The 15,791-nt window shown below is 59.2% G+C and carries 11 protein-coding genes; 10 read left to right on the forward strand and 1 reads right to left on the reverse strand.

All coding sequences use genetic code 11. From position 1 onward, the window contains the following. Positions 1 to 7: 7 nt before the first annotated feature. Positions 8 to 1,846: a phosphoenolpyruvate carboxykinase (GTP) gene (locus V5B59_RS20710; protein ID WP_169069048.1), complete on the reverse strand. Its 1,839-nt coding sequence runs from the start codon at positions 1,844 to 1,846 to the stop codon at positions 8 to 10. Positions 1,847 to 2,091: 245 nt separating this feature from the next. On the opposite strand from V5B59_RS20710, the gene V5B59_RS20715 reads away from it, so the two are divergent. From V5B59_RS20715 to V5B59_RS20760, 10 genes are all read left to right on the forward strand, one after another. After that, entirely contained in the window at positions 2,092 to 4,392 is a 2,301-nt protein-coding gene (locus tag V5B59_RS20715; protein ID WP_332352292.1) for an NADP-dependent malic enzyme, read from the forward strand. A gap of 107 nt (positions 4,393 to 4,499) precedes the next feature. Continuing rightward, positions 4,500 to 5,636: a patatin-like phospholipase family protein gene (locus tag V5B59_RS20720; RefSeq protein WP_169069047.1), complete on the forward strand. Its 1,137-nt coding sequence runs from the start codon at positions 4,500 to 4,502 to the stop codon at positions 5,634 to 5,636. Between the two features lie 121 nt (positions 5,637 to 5,757). Further along, positions 5,758 to 7,026, forward strand: a complete 1,269-nt coding sequence (gene pbpG, locus V5B59_RS20725) for a D-alanyl-D-alanine endopeptidase (protein WP_332352293.1) — start codon at positions 5,758 to 5,760, stop codon at positions 7,024 to 7,026. Between the two features lie 163 nt (positions 7,027 to 7,189). After that, positions 7,190 to 8,194: a sulfate ABC transporter substrate-binding protein gene (locus V5B59_RS20730; protein WP_169069046.1), complete on the forward strand. Its 1,005-nt coding sequence runs from the start codon at positions 7,190 to 7,192 to the stop codon at positions 8,192 to 8,194. Positions 8,195 to 8,231: 37 nt separating this feature from the next. Beyond that, positions 8,232 to 9,086, forward strand: a complete 855-nt coding sequence (gene cysT, locus V5B59_RS20735; protein ID WP_034914883.1) for a sulfate ABC transporter permease subunit CysT — start codon at positions 8,232 to 8,234, stop codon at positions 9,084 to 9,086. Continuing rightward, positions 9,083 to 9,952: a sulfate ABC transporter permease subunit CysW gene (gene cysW, locus V5B59_RS20740; RefSeq protein ID WP_308240024.1), complete on the forward strand. Its 870-nt coding sequence runs from the start codon at positions 9,083 to 9,085 to the stop codon at positions 9,950 to 9,952. Before cysT ends, cysW begins: the two co-directional genes overlap by 4 nt. Before the next feature lie 87 nt (positions 9,953 to 10,039). Further along, positions 10,040 to 11,110 (forward strand): sulfate/molybdate ABC transporter ATP-binding protein, encoded by a 1,071-nt coding sequence (locus tag V5B59_RS20745; protein ID WP_169069045.1) that lies wholly within the window; start codon positions 10,040 to 10,042, stop codon positions 11,108 to 11,110. Between the two features lie 104 nt (positions 11,111 to 11,214). After that, a complete protein-coding gene (locus tag V5B59_RS20750; RefSeq protein ID WP_169069044.1) occupies positions 11,215 to 11,685 on the forward strand; it encodes a substrate-binding domain-containing protein in 471 nt (156 codons plus the stop codon). Positions 11,686 to 11,737: 52 nt separating this feature from the next. Beyond that, the gene (locus V5B59_RS20755) at positions 11,738 to 12,871 is read left to right on the forward strand and encodes a hypothetical protein (RefSeq protein WP_288131824.1); all 1,134 of its coding nucleotides are present in this window, start codon (positions 11,738 to 11,740) and stop codon (positions 12,869 to 12,871) included. 9 nt (positions 12,872 to 12,880) lie between these two features. Next, on the forward strand, positions 12,881 to 15,766 hold the full coding sequence (locus tag V5B59_RS20760) for a bifunctional diguanylate cyclase/phosphodiesterase (RefSeq protein ID WP_034914456.1): 2,886 nt from the start codon (positions 12,881 to 12,883) through the stop codon (positions 15,764 to 15,766). Positions 15,767 to 15,791: the final 25 nt, after the last annotated feature.

Here is a 15,791-nt window from a genome sequence, read left to right on the forward strand (position 1 = left end):
CTGATGCTCAGGCTGCCTGGAATGCCTTCTCGAACTTGTCGCGGATGTCTACGAGCTGGGCAGGCATCTTGTCGCCCATCTTCGCGAACCAGTCCTTGACGCCTTCGAGTTCGCTCAGCCAGGCCTCTTTGTCGAGGCTGGTGACACCGGCGAACTCTTCTCTGGAGAATTCAGTACCGGACCAGTCGATGTCCTCGTAGTTGGGCATCGAGCCAAGGATGGTCTGTCTGGCGGCAGCCTTGCCTTCGCAGCGTTCGATGATCCACTTGAGGACGCGTGCGTTGTCCCCGAAGCCTGGCCAGGCAAACTCGCCCTTTTCGTTCATCCGGAACCAGTTGACCATGAAGATCGGCACGGGTGTGTCGGCTGCGCTGCCCATCTTTAGCCAGTGACTATAGTAGTCGGCCATGTGGTAGCCGCAGAACGGCAGCATGGCAAACGGGTCGCGACGAACGACGCCCTGCTGACCGAAGGCGGCTGCAGTCGTTTCAGAACCGAGCGTGGCGGCAGCGTAGACGCCGTGCTCCCAGTCCAGTGTCTGGCAGACCAGTGGCACCGTCGAGGCGCGCCGGCCACCGAACAGGAAAGCCGAAATGGGCACACCTTCGGTGCTTTCCCAGTTCTCGTCGATGCACGGGCATTGCGAAGCAGGGGCAGTGAAACGGGAGTTCGGATGTGCGGCCTTGGTGCCTTTCTCCTTGGCTATTTCCGGCGTCCAGTCGTTGCCCTGCCAGTCGATGGCGTGTGCTGGCGCCGGACCCATACCTTCCCACCAGACGTCGCCGTCGTCGGTCAGCGCGACGTTGGTGAAGATGGTGTTTTCGGCGAGCGAGGCCATGGCATTGAAGTTGGTCTTGTCGTTGGTGCCAGGCGCCACACCGAAGAATCCGGCTTCCGGGTTGATCGCGTACAGGCGGGTTTTTCCATCCTTGCCGACACGTGGCTTGATCCAGGCGATGTCGTCGCCGATGGTGGTGATCTTCCAGTCGCCGAGGCTCTTCGGCGGGACCAGCATGGCGAAGTTGGTCTTGCCGCAGGCCGACGGAAAAGCGGCGGCGACGTAGTGCTTGTCACCGCTGGGCGATTCAACGCCAAGAATCAGCATGTGTTCAGCCATCCAGCCATCGTCACGGGCCATGTTCGACGCGATGCGCAGAGCCAGGCATTTCTTGCCGAGCAGTGCGTTGCCGCCGTAGCCCGATCCGTACGACCAGATTTCGCGGGTTTCCGGATAGTGTACGATGTACTTGGTGGTCGGGTTGCATGGCCAGCGCGGATCGGTCTGGCCGGGCTCCTTGGGAGCGCCGATCGAGTGCACGCAGGGAACGAACTCGCCATCGGTACCGAGAACGGGGAACACCGCCTTGCCCATGCGCGTCATGATGCGCATGTTGACCACCACGTAGGCGCTGTCGCTGATCTCGATGCCGATCTGCGCGATCGGCGAGCCGATCGGACCCATCGAGAAGGGGATCACGTACATCGTGCGACCCTTCATGCAGCCCTTGAACAGGCCGCTGAGGATTCCACGCATCTTGGCCGGATCTTCCCAGTTATTGGTCGGGCCGGCGTTTTCCTTCTTCTCGGAACAGATGTAGGTACGATCCTCGACGCGCGCAACGTCGGATGGATCGGAAAATGCGAGGAAGGAGTTCTTGCGCTTCTTGAGCTTGGTGAAGGTGCCGGCAGCGACCAGCTCGGCGCAAAGCCGGTCGTATTCTTCCTCAGAACCGTCGGCCCAGACGACATTGGCCGGCTCGGTGAGGGCTGCAATCTCCGCAACCCATTGCTTCAGGCGTTCATGTTTGACGTAATCGGGGGCATTGATGGAAACAGTCTGGTTCATGGTAATTACTCTCGAAGGAAGGTAGAGAAGCAGAAGTTACCGTGGAGCGGCGCGGGCAGGGAAAAACGGCCGGAAGGCGGAATGGATTTCCGGCCCATTTGGGTGCGGCGCGTCGGTCGCGGCGGGTGAAAAACAAGCCTGGTGCAGGGCGGATAACAGCATGCTAGGCGTCTGTGCTACAAGTAGGTCGGAGTTTGTGTAATTATGCCACAGGTCCGAATTGATACTCGTCAGGAGAGTGAACGATGAACAAAGAAAAAGACCAGTTACGTATTGCCGCCCTGTTCTATCATCGCCATCCCAAGCCGGGCAAGGTATCGATACAGCCGACCAAACAATTGGCCAACCAGTACGATCTGTCGATGGCCTACTCTCCGGGGGTGGCTGCGGCCTGCGAAGAGATTGCTGCTTTACCGGGCGAAGCGAGCACGCTGACCTCGCGCGCCAACCTGGTCGGCGTCATCACCAATGGTACCGCGGTACTTGGCCTCGGAGCGATCGGCCCGCTGGCCGCCAAGCCGGTGATGGAAGGCAAGGCCGTGTTGTTCAAGAAGTTCGCCAATATCGACGTTTTCGACCTGGAAATCGAGGAGCGCGATCCTGATCGCCTGGTGGAAATCATCGCTTCCCTGGAACCGACTTTTGGTGGCATCAACCTGGAAGACATCAAGGCGCCGGAGTGCTTCCATGTCGAGAAGAAACTGCGCGAAAGAATGAAGATTCCGGTCTTTCACGACGATCAGCACGGCACGGCAATCGTCGTCGGCGCGGCTATTCTCAATGGTCTGTTCCTGCAGGGCAAGGAACTGCATCAGGTCAAGCTGGTCACCTCGGGGGCCGGCGCCGCCGCACTCGCCTGCCTGGACTTGCTGGTGATGCTGGGCATTCCGGTCGAGAACATCTGGGTAACCGACATCAAGGGTCTGGTCTATGAGGGCCGCGTCGAGGACATGGACGAAATCAAGGGGCGTTATGCCAAGAGCACCGATGCACGCACGCTCGGGGAAGTCATCGAGGGTGCCGACGTCTTCCTCGGGCTGTCGGCTGGTGGTGTCCTCAAGCAGGAGATGGTGGCGAGGATGGCGCCGGCACCACTGATCATGGCATTGGCGAATCCCGATCCGGAAATTCGGCCCGAAGACGTGCAGGCGGTTCGCAACGATGCGATCATTGCGACTGGCCGTTCGGATTACCCGAACCAGGTCAACAACGTGTTGTGCTTTCCCTTCATTTTTCGCGGTGCTCTTGATGTCGGCGCGACCACCATTACCGAAGCGATGAAGCTCGCCGCAGTCCGGGCGATCTCTGAACTGGCGCGAGTCGAGCAATCGGAGGTTGCGGTCAAGGCATATGGCGAAAAGCACTCCAACTTTGGACCGGAGTATCTGATTCCGAATCCTTTCGATCCACGTCTGATTGGCAAGATTGCTCCGGCGGTTGCCGAGGCGGCCATGGCCTCCGGGGTGGCGAGCAGGCCCATCAAGGATCTCGAAGCCTATCGGGAAAGTCTGGACGAATTCGTCTATCACTTCGGCCTGATCATGAAACCGGTCTTCTCGCAGGCCAAGCAGGCACCCAGACGCATCGTTTTCGCTGAAGGGGAAGACGATCGCGTGCTGCGTGCCGTGCAGGTGATCGTTGACGAGGGAATCGCGAGGCCGATTTTGATCGGTGACTCGGACGACATCGCCCGCAAGCTCGAGGCGCTGAACCTGCGCGTGTCTCCGGGGGGTGACTTCGACGTCGTCAACGCCGACAACAACGAGTTTTTCGACGAGCACTTCGAACCTTACTGGCGGGAATACCGGCGTTTGATGGAGCGCAAAGGGGTTTCGGCCGAATTTGCCCGGCGCGAAGTACGGCGTCGCGCTTCGCTGTTCGGCGCGATGATGGTGCGCATGGGTGACGCAGACGGTCTCATCTGCGGCACTTTCGGCCGCCATGACGTGCATCGCGAGTATGTGGAGAATGTCATCGGACTGGCACCGGGGGTTCGCAACCTCTATGCGATGAGTCTGCTGGTGCTGCCGGATCGCACGCTGTTCATCGCCGATACCTACATCAGCTACGACCCGTCGGCGGAGCAGTTGGTGGACATGACGCTGCTGGCTGCCGACGAGGTTCGCCGCTTCGGCGTGACACCGCGTGTCGCACTGCTGTCGCACTCGTCCTTCGGCTCGGCGAACACGCCAACTGCGCTGAAGATGCGCGCAGCGCTTCAGCTATTGAAGGAACGCGCGCCGCGCCTCGAACTGGAGGGCGAGATGCACGGTGATGCGGCACTTGACGAGCACATCCGGCAGCGGGTATTCCCCAGCGATGCGCGTCTCAAGGGGACTGCCAACCTGCTGATCATGCCGACGCTAGATGCGGCCAATATTTCATTCAACCTGCTGAAGATTGCCTCTGGCGACAACCTGACGATTGGCCCGATCCTGCTCGGGGCTGCGCACCCGGTACATATCCTGACTTCGACGGCGACGGTTCGACGGATTGTCAACATGACCGCTTTGACCGTGGTCGACAAACTGATGAACGAGCGCTGAGTGCTGCTCCTCGAGTGGCAGCCGTCTCCGTTTTCGAGGTTGCTGCCGATCCGCCGGTGACGATCACGACGGCATCGGACTCTGCAAGCGGACCCCACTGAAGCACAATGGCGAACAGCAAAACTGCCCTGGTTCTCGGTGGCGGTGGCGCGCGGGCTGCTTATCAGGTGGGCGCTCTGCTGGCCATTCGCGAATTGCTTGGCAACCCTATCGAGAATCCCTTCCCGATTCTTTGCGGCACCTCGGCCGGTGCCGTCAACGCAGCCACCCTGGCGTGTTATGCCAACAACTTCAGCGCTGCCGTCGAAGCGCTGGCGGATGTCTGGCGCAACATGCACGCCGGGCAGATCTATCGCGCCGATCCTTTTGGCATGGGAATTGCCGGGGTCAGCTGGCTTAGTGCCCTGCTGCTGGGCTGGATGATCCGGCGCAGCCCGCGTTCGTTGCTGGACAATCGGCCGCTGCGCAAGCTTCTCGAACAGAGGCTGAATTTCGGCAACCTCGATCGTTGCCTCTCCAACGGCTCACTTTACGCTGTAAGCATTACCGCATCCGGTTACACGACGGGTCACGGCGTCAGTTTCTTTCAGGCGCATCCCGAGGTGGAGAGGTGGCGGCGCACGCATCGAGTCGGCTGTCGCGCACATCTCTCGGTTGAACATCTGATGGCATCGAGCGCGCTGCCTTTCATCTTTCCCGCGGTGTACCTCAATCGCGAATATTTTGGCGATGGGTCGATGCGCCAGCTGGCCCCGATCTCGCCCGCGATCCATCTTGGCGCAGAGAAGATCCTGATCATCGGCGTCGCACAATTGAACGACACGACGGGACGGCAGAGTTCCCGAAGCTATCCGACCCTGGCGCAGATTGCCGGGCATGCGCTGTCATCGATCTTTCTGGATAGTCTGGCGGTTGACGTGGAGCGTATGGAGCGAATCAATCAGACACTCTCGAAGATCCCCGAGGAGTTGCGGGCCAGCGGCGACATTGCTCTGCGCTCGGTGCAGTCCCTGATCATCACTCCATCCGAACGTATTGATTATCTTGCAGCACGCCACGCGGGTGCGCTGCCCCTGGCGGTGAGAACACTGCTGCGCGGCTTGGGGGCCATGAATCGGCGCGGCGGTGCCTTGACCAGCTACCTTCTCTTCGAAAAGCCCTACACCGGAGCATTGATCGATCTCGGCTACCAGGACACGATGGCGCGTCGAGAAGAGGTCAAAGCTTTTCTGGAAGAATCCTGAATGCGCCTGAAGTGGTTTATCATATCATTCGTCTATCCCGTTCTTTTTCATGATCTATAGTGATCAGACAATGGGTTGCTGTAGAATCGTAAAATCAATTGAATCGTGCAGGAGGCTTGCGATGCGGATCAAATTAAGGGCAGCGTTGCTGCTGGGCGCAATGTTGGGAACGGCGATGCTGCCGATGGAAGCGGCCCATGCGATGGAGAAGGGCAAAGGCAAGGCTGAGTCACAGAAGAGCAAGGCCTCGCCGGTCGTACAGAAGGGCAAGAAGGAGGCGGTGGCCGAGAAGAGTATGGTCAAGCCGGTTGCCCAGAAGGCCAAGGTCGAGCCCCTGGCACGGACGAGTTCCACCAAGTCTTCGACGAACAAGAACAAGGTTGAGCCAACAGCCGCCAAGAGTGTGCCAGGTCGGCACGCAATGGCTGCACCCGTGGACCGGAAAGACAAGGCAGTGGTTCGGGTAGCAAAGGCCGAGTCCGTACACTCCGTACGCTCCGCTCGCGTCTCGCAGATCAGCAAGTACGCCCCGCTGGAGACAAGCGGTGGCTTGACGCATGCGGTTCAGAAAAGGAATCTGACCAGAGTTCTCGCCGGTAATGTCGATTTCTGGCAGGATCCGGGACGTCTGGCCGTGCAATCGGGCTCGGCACTGGTGATCGCCCAGGACAGTGGTGAGCCCCTGTACGAAAAAAATGCCAACGCCATTGTGCCGATTGCGTCGATTACCAAGCTGATGACAGCGATGGTCGTGCTCGACAGCATGCCCAATCTACAGTCGCCGATCACGATCAGCGATGAGGATGTCGACTACCTGCGCGGCAGCCGTTCGCGCCTCGGGGTAGGCACGGTGATCTCGCGCGAGACGGCCCTGCTGCTGGCTCTGATGTCTTCCGAGAACCGTGCAGCCAATGCCCTTGGACGTCATTACCCTGGCGGCTTGCCGGCTTTCGTGGCGGCGATGAATCGCAAGGCGGCGTCGCTCGGGATGAGCAGTTCGCATTTTGAGGATCCCACCGGGCTCAACAGCAACAACGTCTCCACGGCGCACGATCTGGCACGGATGGTTGCGGCTGCACATCATTACCCCCTGATTCGCGAGTTCTCGACGACTCCCGGTGTGCGGGCTGAAGTCAAGGGCCGCGAGCTCGACTTCCACAATACCAATCAGTTGGTCAGCAGCCCGACCTGGGAGATCGGCTTGTCGAAGACTGGCTACATTCAGGAAGCCGGTAAATGTCTGGTGATGCAGGCGCGTGTTGCAGACAAACCGGTCGTGATCGTGCTGCTGGACTCAGCCGGCAAGCAAACCCGCATTGGTGACGCCAATCGCATCAAGCGCTGGATGGAAAGTGCATCAGCAACGGGTAGGCTGCCGACACGCGTTTGATCCGGTTCTAGGGATGACCAGCCACGCTGCGCCGTGGCTTTTTTATTGTCGGTTTCCATGCGCTATATTTCTAATAAGTATAAATAAATAATCACTGATGCTATACAGTTCTAACAGCCTTGGCTATAGTGATCACACTTTCCGGCATTTGATGGAGTAGCGTATGTTTCGAGTGATTCGCCAATTGTTCCTGACCCTTGTGCTCACTTTGTCTGCCTCCTTGGTTCTGGCCGAAGGCAGCAGCCTGCTCAACGTCTCGTATGACGTTGCCCGTGATTTTTACAAAGACTACAACCCGATGTTCCAGAAACACTGGAAAGCGCTTTCCGGTGAGTCGATCGAGTTGAAACAGTCGCACGCGGGATCGAGCAAGCAGGTGCGGGCCGTCGCCGACGGCCTGGAAGCCGACGTGGTGACCATGAATCAGGCGTCCGATGTCGACTTTCTCGCCGAGAAAGGTTTGGTGGCCAGGGACTACGCGAAGAAATTTCCGAACAATGCGTCACCCTACACGTCGACGATGGTGTTCATCGTTCGCAAGGGTAACCCGAAAGGCTTGAAGGATTGGGGTGATCTCGTCAAACCGGGAGTCCAGGTGATCCTGCCGCATCCCAAGAATACCGGCAATGGCCGTTACACCTATCTTGCCGCGTGGGGCTACGCACTCACTCAGGCCGGTGCTAACGACCGGGCCGCGCAGGATTTCGTTGGCCGGCTGCTGAAGAACGCCCCCTTGTTCGCCGCCGGAGGGCGTGATGCAACCACCACTTTCATGCAGCGGAAGATCGGTGATGTGCTGATATCCTTCGAGAGTGAGGCCGAACTGATTGCCCGTGAGTTTGGCAAGGGCGAATTCGAAGTGGTCTACCCTTCGTTGTCGATCCTCACCGAATTTCCCGTTGCCATCATTGACAAGGTGGTCGACAAGAAAGGTACGCGCAAGGCGGCGCAGGCTTATCTGGATTTCCTATGGTCGCCGGTAGGCCAGGAAAACGCCGCTCAGAACTATTTGCGGCCGCGAAACCAGGAGATACTGAAAAAATATGCGGCACAGTTTCCCCCGATAAAGACTTTCAGCGTCGACGAGGTTTTCGGCGGCTGGGCCAAGGCTTATCCGACGCACTTCAGGGATGGCGGGACTTTCGACCAGATCTATCAGCAGAAGTAGGCGCTCTGCCGTGGCTGCCAGGTCATCATCCCGTTTGATGTCGGCTTCCCGCCGACAGATCCTGCCCGGTTTCGGACTGTCGCTGGCTTGTACCCTGGCTTATCTGTCGCTGCTGATCCTGCTGCCGCTTTCCGGTCTGGCGTTCCGGGCCAGTCACCTGAGCCCGGCCGAGTTCTGGGCGATCGCCACTGGCGAACGCGCACTGGCTTCGTATCGCGTGACCTTCGGTGCATCTTTGCTGGCTGCGACGGTCAACGCCTTCTTTGGTCTGATCGTCGCCTGGATTCTCGTGCGCTACTCGTTTCCAGGCAAGCGTGCCATTGATGCCCTGGTCGATCTGCCCTTTGCCTTGCCGACGGCGGTGGCCGGAATTACTCTGGCCACCCTCTATGCGGACAATGGCTGGATTGGCCGATACCTTGAGCCGTTAGGCGTCAAGGTGGCGTTCACGCCGTTTGGCATCGTCGTTGCCCTGACTTTCATTGGCCTGCCTTTTGTCGTTCGCACGCTACAACCGGTGATCGAGGATATCGAGCCGGAGGTCGAGGAGGCTGCCGCATCACTTGGTGCTTCGCGCTGGCAGACCTTGATCCGTGTCCTCTTTCCGGCGATTTTCCCCGCGCTACTCACCGGCTTCACGCTGGCCTTTTCACGTTCGGTCGGAGAGTACGGATCGGTCATTTTCATTGCCGGCAACATGCCCCTGATCTCGGAAATCACGCCCTTGCTGATCATCTCCAAGCTTGAACAGTATGATGTCGTTGGCGCAACCGCCTTGGCGATGGTCATGCTGGTCATTTCCTTTGTGATGCTGCTCGCCGTAAACGCCTTGCAGTGGTGGGCGGCGAATCGGCACAGTGAGTGTTCGCCAAGCATGGGAGCGCGCCGGTGAGCGGGCACTTGCGGCGGGTGAACGCCGAGCCACGCTGGTTACGTGCTCTGCTGCTGGGTGTCGGGCTCGGATTCCTCTTCTTCTTTCTCGCCCTGCCTTTGCTGGCGGTTTTTGTAGAGGCTTTTGCCGCAGGTTGGACAGCATACGCCGGCGCCTTGAACGATCCCGAAACCCGTTCTGCGATTGGCTTGACACTCTTTGTCGCACTCTTCGTGCTACCGTTCAACATCGTTTTTGGTGTCGCTGCGGCATGGGCGATCGCCAAGTTCGATTTCCGGGGCAAGAGTCTGCTGATTACCTTGATCGATCTGCCGTTCGCCGTATCGCCGGTAGTCGTGGGTCTGGTCTTTCTGCTGATCTTCGGTGCCCAGGGGCTTTTCGGGCCATGGCTGTCGGCACATGACATCAAGGTGGTATTTGCGCTGCCAGGGATCATCATTGTCACCCTGTTCATTACCTCGCCGTTCGTCGCCCGCGAGTTGATCCCGCTGATGCAGTCGCAAGGGAAGGAAGAAGAGGAGGCTGCCCTCTCGCTCGGTGCCGGTGCCTGGCAGATGTTCCGCCGCGTGACGCTGCCGAATATCAAGTGGGGTCTGCTGTACGGCGTGATCCTTGCCAACGCTCGGGCGATGGGCGAATTCGGTGCGGTATCGGTGGTTTCCGGGCATATTCGTGGCGAGACCAATACCCTGCCGTTACATGTGGAAATTCTGTACAACGAGTACAACGCGGTAGGCGCTTTTGCGTCGGCATCGGTGCTGGCCTTGCTGGCGCTGGTGACATTGCTTGCCAAGACCATCGTTGAATGGCGAATGCGCCGCGAAAACAGCATGCTGTCGGCGGACTTGCCGGCAGAAAAGACCTGAGACCTGAGACAGGGGCCGCAGCTTGCTCCTGATTTTTCCATCTCGCTTGTACGCGAGCCCTGCAAGAACCTTTTCTGAACTGTCCTGATGAGCATCGAAATACGCGCGATCGGCAAACGCTTCGGCAACTTTGTGGCACTGGAAGACATCAACCTGCACATTCCGACGGGCGAACTCGTCGCCTTGCTCGGTCCGTCAGGCTGCGGCAAGACCACGCTGCTGCGCATCATCGCCGGCATGGAGACCGCCGACGTTGGGCAGGTGCTGTTCGCTGGCGAGGAAACGGCACATGTGCATGCACGCGATCGCAAGGTCGGCTTTGTGTTCCAGCACTACGCCTTGTTCCGGCACATGTCGGTGTTCGAAAACGTCGCTTTCGGTCTGCGCGTCAAAGCGAGAAAAGTGCGTCCGGCAGAGGCCGAGATCCATAGCCGGGTCATGGCATTACTCAAGCTTGTGCAGCTCGACTGGCTGGCCGATCGCTATCCATCGCAACTTTCAGGCGGTCAGCGTCAGCGTATCGCTCTGGCACGTGCGCTCGCCGTTGAACCGAGGGTGCTGCTGCTCGATGAACCCTTCGGTGCATTGGATACCCAGGTGCGCAAGGAACTGCGGCGTTGGCTGCGGCGCCTGCACGATGAAATGCAGATTTCCAGCGTCTTCGTGACGCACGATCAGGAAGAGGCGCTGGAGGTTGCTGACCGCGTGGTGGTCATGAAGCAGGGGCGGATCGAGCAGATCGGCTCTCCCGACGAGGTGTATTCGAGTCCGGCAACACCTTTCGTCTATCAGTTCCTTGGCAATGTCAACGTCTTTCACAGCCGTGTCCATGGTGCCTGGGCGGAGGTCGCTGCGGAGCGTCGCGAAGACGTGCCGGAAAGCGCTGTTACGGCCTTTGTCCGACCGCACGATATCGAAATCGAACACCACCCGCTGACCGGTGGCCTGGAGGCAACGGTACAAGAAGTGCATGCCATCGGGCCATGGGTGCGTGTCGAGCTGGCGCATGCTTCGGAATTGATCGAGGTTGAGTTGACTCGCGAGCGGGCCACGATATTGGCGCTCGCCAAAGGACAGCAAGTATGGCTCAAGCCTCGTCAGATCAGGGTTTTTGCCGCACCAGGAAAGACCATGGAAGAGGGTGGATCGGGAATCTAGTTGAATCAGCCGTAGTGGTTTATCGGCTGAGCGCAGGAGCAAAGACTCTGTCGACCGATGCTGGCCGAGTCGGCGGAGGGCTTTGTCTGGTAGCATGTGTCTTGATGAATAAAATTATTCCCATTAAATTCGTGACTTTGTTGTGGCGATCGCTATTGCTCTACCTGCTGGCGAACGTGCTGCTTGCCGCTGTGGCGCATGCCCAGACGCCGGAGCTGGCGATGGTTGCGATCGCCTACCCGGCGACCAGCGAAGAGACCATTCCGCGAGCTTCCCTGCGCGCCATCTTTGGCATGCGCCTGCAGAATTGGCCCACCGACACCCCGGTCAAGGTATTCGTTCTCAGGGATGAAGCGCCCGAACATGCCACCTTCAGCAAGACCGTGCTGCAGGTGTTTCCCCAGCAATTGCGAATGGCCTGGGATCGACAGGTGTTTTCCGGGCAGGGCCAATACCCCGAGCAGGTCGCTTCAACGCAGGAAATGATATCCAGAGTGGCATCCACGCCGGGGGCGATTGGTTACGTCAAGGCGAGCGAGGTTAATACGAATGTGCGTGTTCTCAAGATTCGCTAGGGCCGCGTCTTGCGTCGCGCTGATTGGCGTGTGCTTGCTGTGGACCGCAGCGGTGCGTGCACTGGACCTGCTGGGCGGTGATTTCCAGTTGCACGGTTTTGCGTCCTTGACACTGGTGAACACCACCGACAACAATTTTTTCGGGCGCAGCGACGACCGGGTAAGCCGGGATTTCACAGAAGTGGGTGCGAATGCGTCATGGCGCCTGACTTCCGATGTGCAACTGGCAGCCGAACTGCTCTCACATCGGGCGGGAGGCACCGATGATGGTGGCGTGCGGCTCGATTATGGGCTGATCGACTGGACGCCGCTGTCGAGAGAAGATGGACGCGCCGGGATTCGCCTGGGACGGATCAAAACCGCTTATGGTTTGTACAACAAGACCCGCGACGTGCCGTTCACACGCCCCAGCATCATTCTGCCCCAATCGATCTATTTCGAAAGAACACGTAATCTGACTGTGTCAGCCGACGGGGGCGAGATCTACGCAGAGCGCTATGGCGATGCCGGAAGTCTGTTCGCCAGTTTCGCTTACGGCCAGCCGCAGACCGATACGGATGCTGCCAAAGTGGCTCTGGTCGGCTTGCAACGGCCCGGCAGTCTCGATTCCAGTCTCGCGCCGGATTTCCAGGTCTTCTACGAGGGCTCTGGCGGGATGTATCGTCTGGGCTTGACCGCCACTCGTCTCGACCTGCGCTACAAGCCGGGCTTTGGCGACCGACTGCTGGCCGGGAGATTCAAGCTGACGCCACTGATTCTGTCTGCCCAGTTCAACGCCGAGAACTGGAGCCTGACCAGCGAATACGCTTTCCGCCGAACTTCGGTTTCGGACTTTGGTCGGTTTTTTTACAATGGCACTGCCGATGGACGCAGCTATTATCTGCAAGGCAGCTACCGCTTGGCACCACGCTGGGAGGCCTTGCTGCGTTACGACGCCTATTACGCCGACAACCAGGATCGTGACGGCAAGGGATTTGCTGCCGCCACCGGCATGCCGGGTTTTACCCGCTTTGCCAAGGACTGGACGGCTGGGCTTCGTTTCGACGTCACCCCACAGTTCATGTTGCGCGCCGAAGTGCATCGGGTTGACGGTACGGGTTTTCTGGCGGTGCAGGACAACCCGAGCGTGCAGGCTTTGCGTCGCTACTGGGACAACTTCATGCTGCAAGCTTCCTTCCGCTTTTAATCGCCGCCAATGTCGGATAGTCCATCTGCGTCGAAAGCGCGCAGCGGTTCGAGATTCCTTAGCCTCAGGTGGAAGGTCCTGCTGACCCTGGGTGCGGTGATGCTGTCGGTCAACGGGGCCTTGTCCTGGCTACATTTTCACGATCTGACGACGCGCTTCGAAACGCAGCGTGCAGAGACCCGCAAGCGTCTCGTTCTGCAGGCCTTCGCTTTGCGCGATGACTTCGGGCAGCGCCTGCAGGGGCTCGCGGGTGTGCTGGCTGCTCTCGATTCTGTCGGCGTGAGCCGGTTCCAGACGCCGTCCGGGAATGAACTGCTGCGAAATCACCTCGACAGTTACTGGGCGGCCCTGCAACTCGGCCTGGGTATCGACTCGCTGCAGGTCTATGCGAAGACCGGTTTGCCACTGGCTACCTGGCCCAGCAATGTGCTGGCCGATCCGGATCACGATGCAGAGGTGCGCGCCGTTATCAAGAGTGAGCAAGCCATGCACTGGACGCGCTGCCGGCAGGTGTGTACCGAGTTTGCGGCGGCACCGATTCTGTCGGCTGGTCGGGTGGCCGGGGCGGTGGTCCTGGGCAGTTCGCCGGCTGAGGTGGTTAACTCCTTTCCAAGTGTGTCTGGTGGTGCTGATCTCGGGGTTCTCATCCCGACCTCGCCTGCGGCCGGGCTTGCGGTAGACGAGGCCTTCCTGCCACAGGTGGGCTTGCGGGTGATCGAGTTGAGCAGCAAGGGAAAATATCGGGAGTTGCTGCATCAACTCAGGTCGATTCCCCCGATCCTTCACACACGTGGCCATGCCTACCTCTCGCTGCCTTACGACGACAAGCAGTTCGAACTGTCGTTTCTGGCTCTGGATGCTCCCAGGGGCGAGCAGTTGCCGGCGATGATGGTGGTCATCGACGATCTGACCGATGCCCTGGCCGACATTCGCCAATCGGTCTTGAGCCGCTTGCAGGGCGAGTTGCTGGCCTCGCTGCTGTCGCTGCTGTTGCTGGCGCTGCTGGTACACGCACCCCTGCAACGCATGACCCGGGCCGTGCTGGCGATACCCCTGCTCGGCCGCCGGGCCTTTGCCGAAGCGCGTGCACGTATTGCGCCACGCGCACGGCGTTTGCTCGATGATGAAATCGATAGCCTGGATGAGGCTGCGATCGCCCTGTCGTATCGCCTGGAGACGCTGGAGAAGGAGGTGGCTGCGCATTCTGCAGCGACCCAGAGAATGTTGCAGCGGATATCGGTCGAGCGCGATTTCAACAAGAGCCTCTTAGATACCGCGCAGGTCATCATCCTGACGCAGTCCGCCGACGGTCGAATCCGCACGCTCAATCGATACGGGCGCATGTTGTTCGACTGGGGGGAGGAAGAACTCCTCGGCAAGCGTTTTTTCGAGTTGCTCGGCCAGGCCGGATCATCGTCGGTATCGACTGTTCAGCAGGCTTTCCTCGAAATCGCCGCTGGGCATCGTCGGCACGTGCAGATGGAGTCGATTCTGCTGGGCATGAGCGGCCAGTCGTACGAAATCACCTGGAGCCATTCCCGCCTGTCCGGCCATGCTGGCGATGCGATGATGATCCTGTCGGTCGGGGTAGACCACACCGAACGCAAGCGCGCCGAGTCGCATGTCACTTATCTGGCAGAACACGACCCCCTGACAGGCCTGGTCAATCGGCAGCATTTTCAGAACGAGCTCGATCGAACCCTGATCAGCGCGCGACGTTCGGGGCATGATGGGGCCTTGCTGTATCTCGACCTGGACGAGTTCAGATACGTCAATGACGTGAGCGGCCATCAGGCGGGAGACGCCCTGTTACGCATCGTCGCCGACCAGGTCGGTAACCTGGCACGTGCCAGCGATCTGCTGGGGAGGCTGGGCGGTGACGAACTGGGGCTCCTGCTGCATGAGTGCGACCACGACGGCGCCATCCAGGTGGCCGAGAAAATCAACAAACGCCTTGCCGAAATCAAGTTTCCCGAACTGGGAGCGAACCATCGGGTTTCCGCCAGCATCGGGATCGTGGTTTTTTCCGAGGCCAAGATGGACGTCAAGGAACTGCTTGCCAATGCCGACATCGCCATGTATCAGGCCAAGGCCAAGGGCGGGGGAGGCTGGCATCTCTACTCCGAGGGTGAAGGTGAGCAGGAGAAGATACAAGAGCGTCTGCACTGGAAAGAGATGATCAACCGGTCTCTGGTGGATGGGGGATTTGTCGTCCATTACCAGCCGATTCAGGATATCCGTGCGCGGCAAGTCAGTCACTACGAGGCGCTGGTGCGCATGCGGGACGCCGACCGGTCGCTGATTCCACCTGGTGCGTTCATGGAAGTCGCCGAAAACAGCGGTTTGATACGCGAGATCGATCGCTACGTGATCCATCAGGTGTTTGGCAAGATGTTGGCCTTGTTTGCCGTCGGGAGATACTACAAGTTCTCGATCAACCTGTCGGGCGTCAGCATCAACGATGTCAGACTATTGTCCTTCATCCGCGACGAGCTTTCCCGCAACCCGCTGCTGCCCAGCCATGTCGTCTTTGAAATTACCGAAACGGCTGCCGTGTCGGATTTTTCTGCTGCCCGCGCGTTCATGGAAGCTGTGCGCGAACTCGGTTGTTCGTTTTCGCTCGACGATTTTGGCGTAGGTTTTTCTTCTTTCAATTATATCAAGCAATTGCCTGTTGATTATGTCAAGATCGACGGATCGTTTGTGCGCACGCTGGTTGACAGTCCGGACGACCAGGTCTTTGTACGGGCACTGACCGAGGTGGCAAGAGGATTCGGCAAGAAGACCGTCGCCGAGTTCGTTGAAGACGAACGCGCCTTGAACATGTTGCGCAGTTTTGGTGTGGACTACGCGCAAGGGTATTTCATCGGCAAGCCGGGGCCGGATGTGCTCTGAATGCGCAGGCTCGCGCGGGGGTATG

The organism is Candidatus Accumulibacter contiguus (assembly GCF_036625285.1).
Classification (GTDB): domain Bacteria; phylum Pseudomonadota; class Gammaproteobacteria; order Burkholderiales; family Rhodocyclaceae; genus Accumulibacter; species Accumulibacter contiguus.

Excerpts from the sequence above, each read along its gene's own strand:
- cysT (WP_034914883.1), top strand. The coding sequence starts at position 8,232 with ATGTCGGCTTCCCGCCGACAGATCCTGCCCGGTTTCGGACTGTCGCTG.
- V5B59_RS20750 (WP_169069044.1), top strand. The coding sequence starts at position 11,215 with ATGAATAAAATTATTCCCATTAAATTCGTGACTTTGTTGTGGCGATCG.
- V5B59_RS20715 (WP_332352292.1), top strand. The coding sequence starts at position 2,092 with ATGAACAAAGAAAAAGACCAGTTACGTATTGCCGCCCTGTTCTATCAT.
- V5B59_RS20710 (WP_169069048.1), bottom strand. The coding sequence starts at position 1,846 with ATGAACCAGACTGTTTCCATCAATGCCCCCGATTACGTCAAACATGAA.
- V5B59_RS20730 (WP_169069046.1), top strand. The coding sequence starts at position 7,190 with ATGTTTCGAGTGATTCGCCAATTGTTCCTGACCCTTGTGCTCACTTTG.
- V5B59_RS20760 (WP_034914456.1), top strand. The coding sequence starts at position 12,881 with ATGTCGGATAGTCCATCTGCGTCGAAAGCGCGCAGCGGTTCGAGATTC.
- pbpG (WP_332352293.1), top strand. The coding sequence starts at position 5,758 with ATGCGGATCAAATTAAGGGCAGCGTTGCTGCTGGGCGCAATGTTGGGA.
- V5B59_RS20720 (WP_169069047.1), top strand. The coding sequence starts at position 4,500 with ATGGCGAACAGCAAAACTGCCCTGGTTCTCGGTGGCGGTGGCGCGCGG.
- V5B59_RS20745 (WP_169069045.1), top strand. The coding sequence starts at position 10,040 with ATGAGCATCGAAATACGCGCGATCGGCAAACGCTTCGGCAACTTTGTG.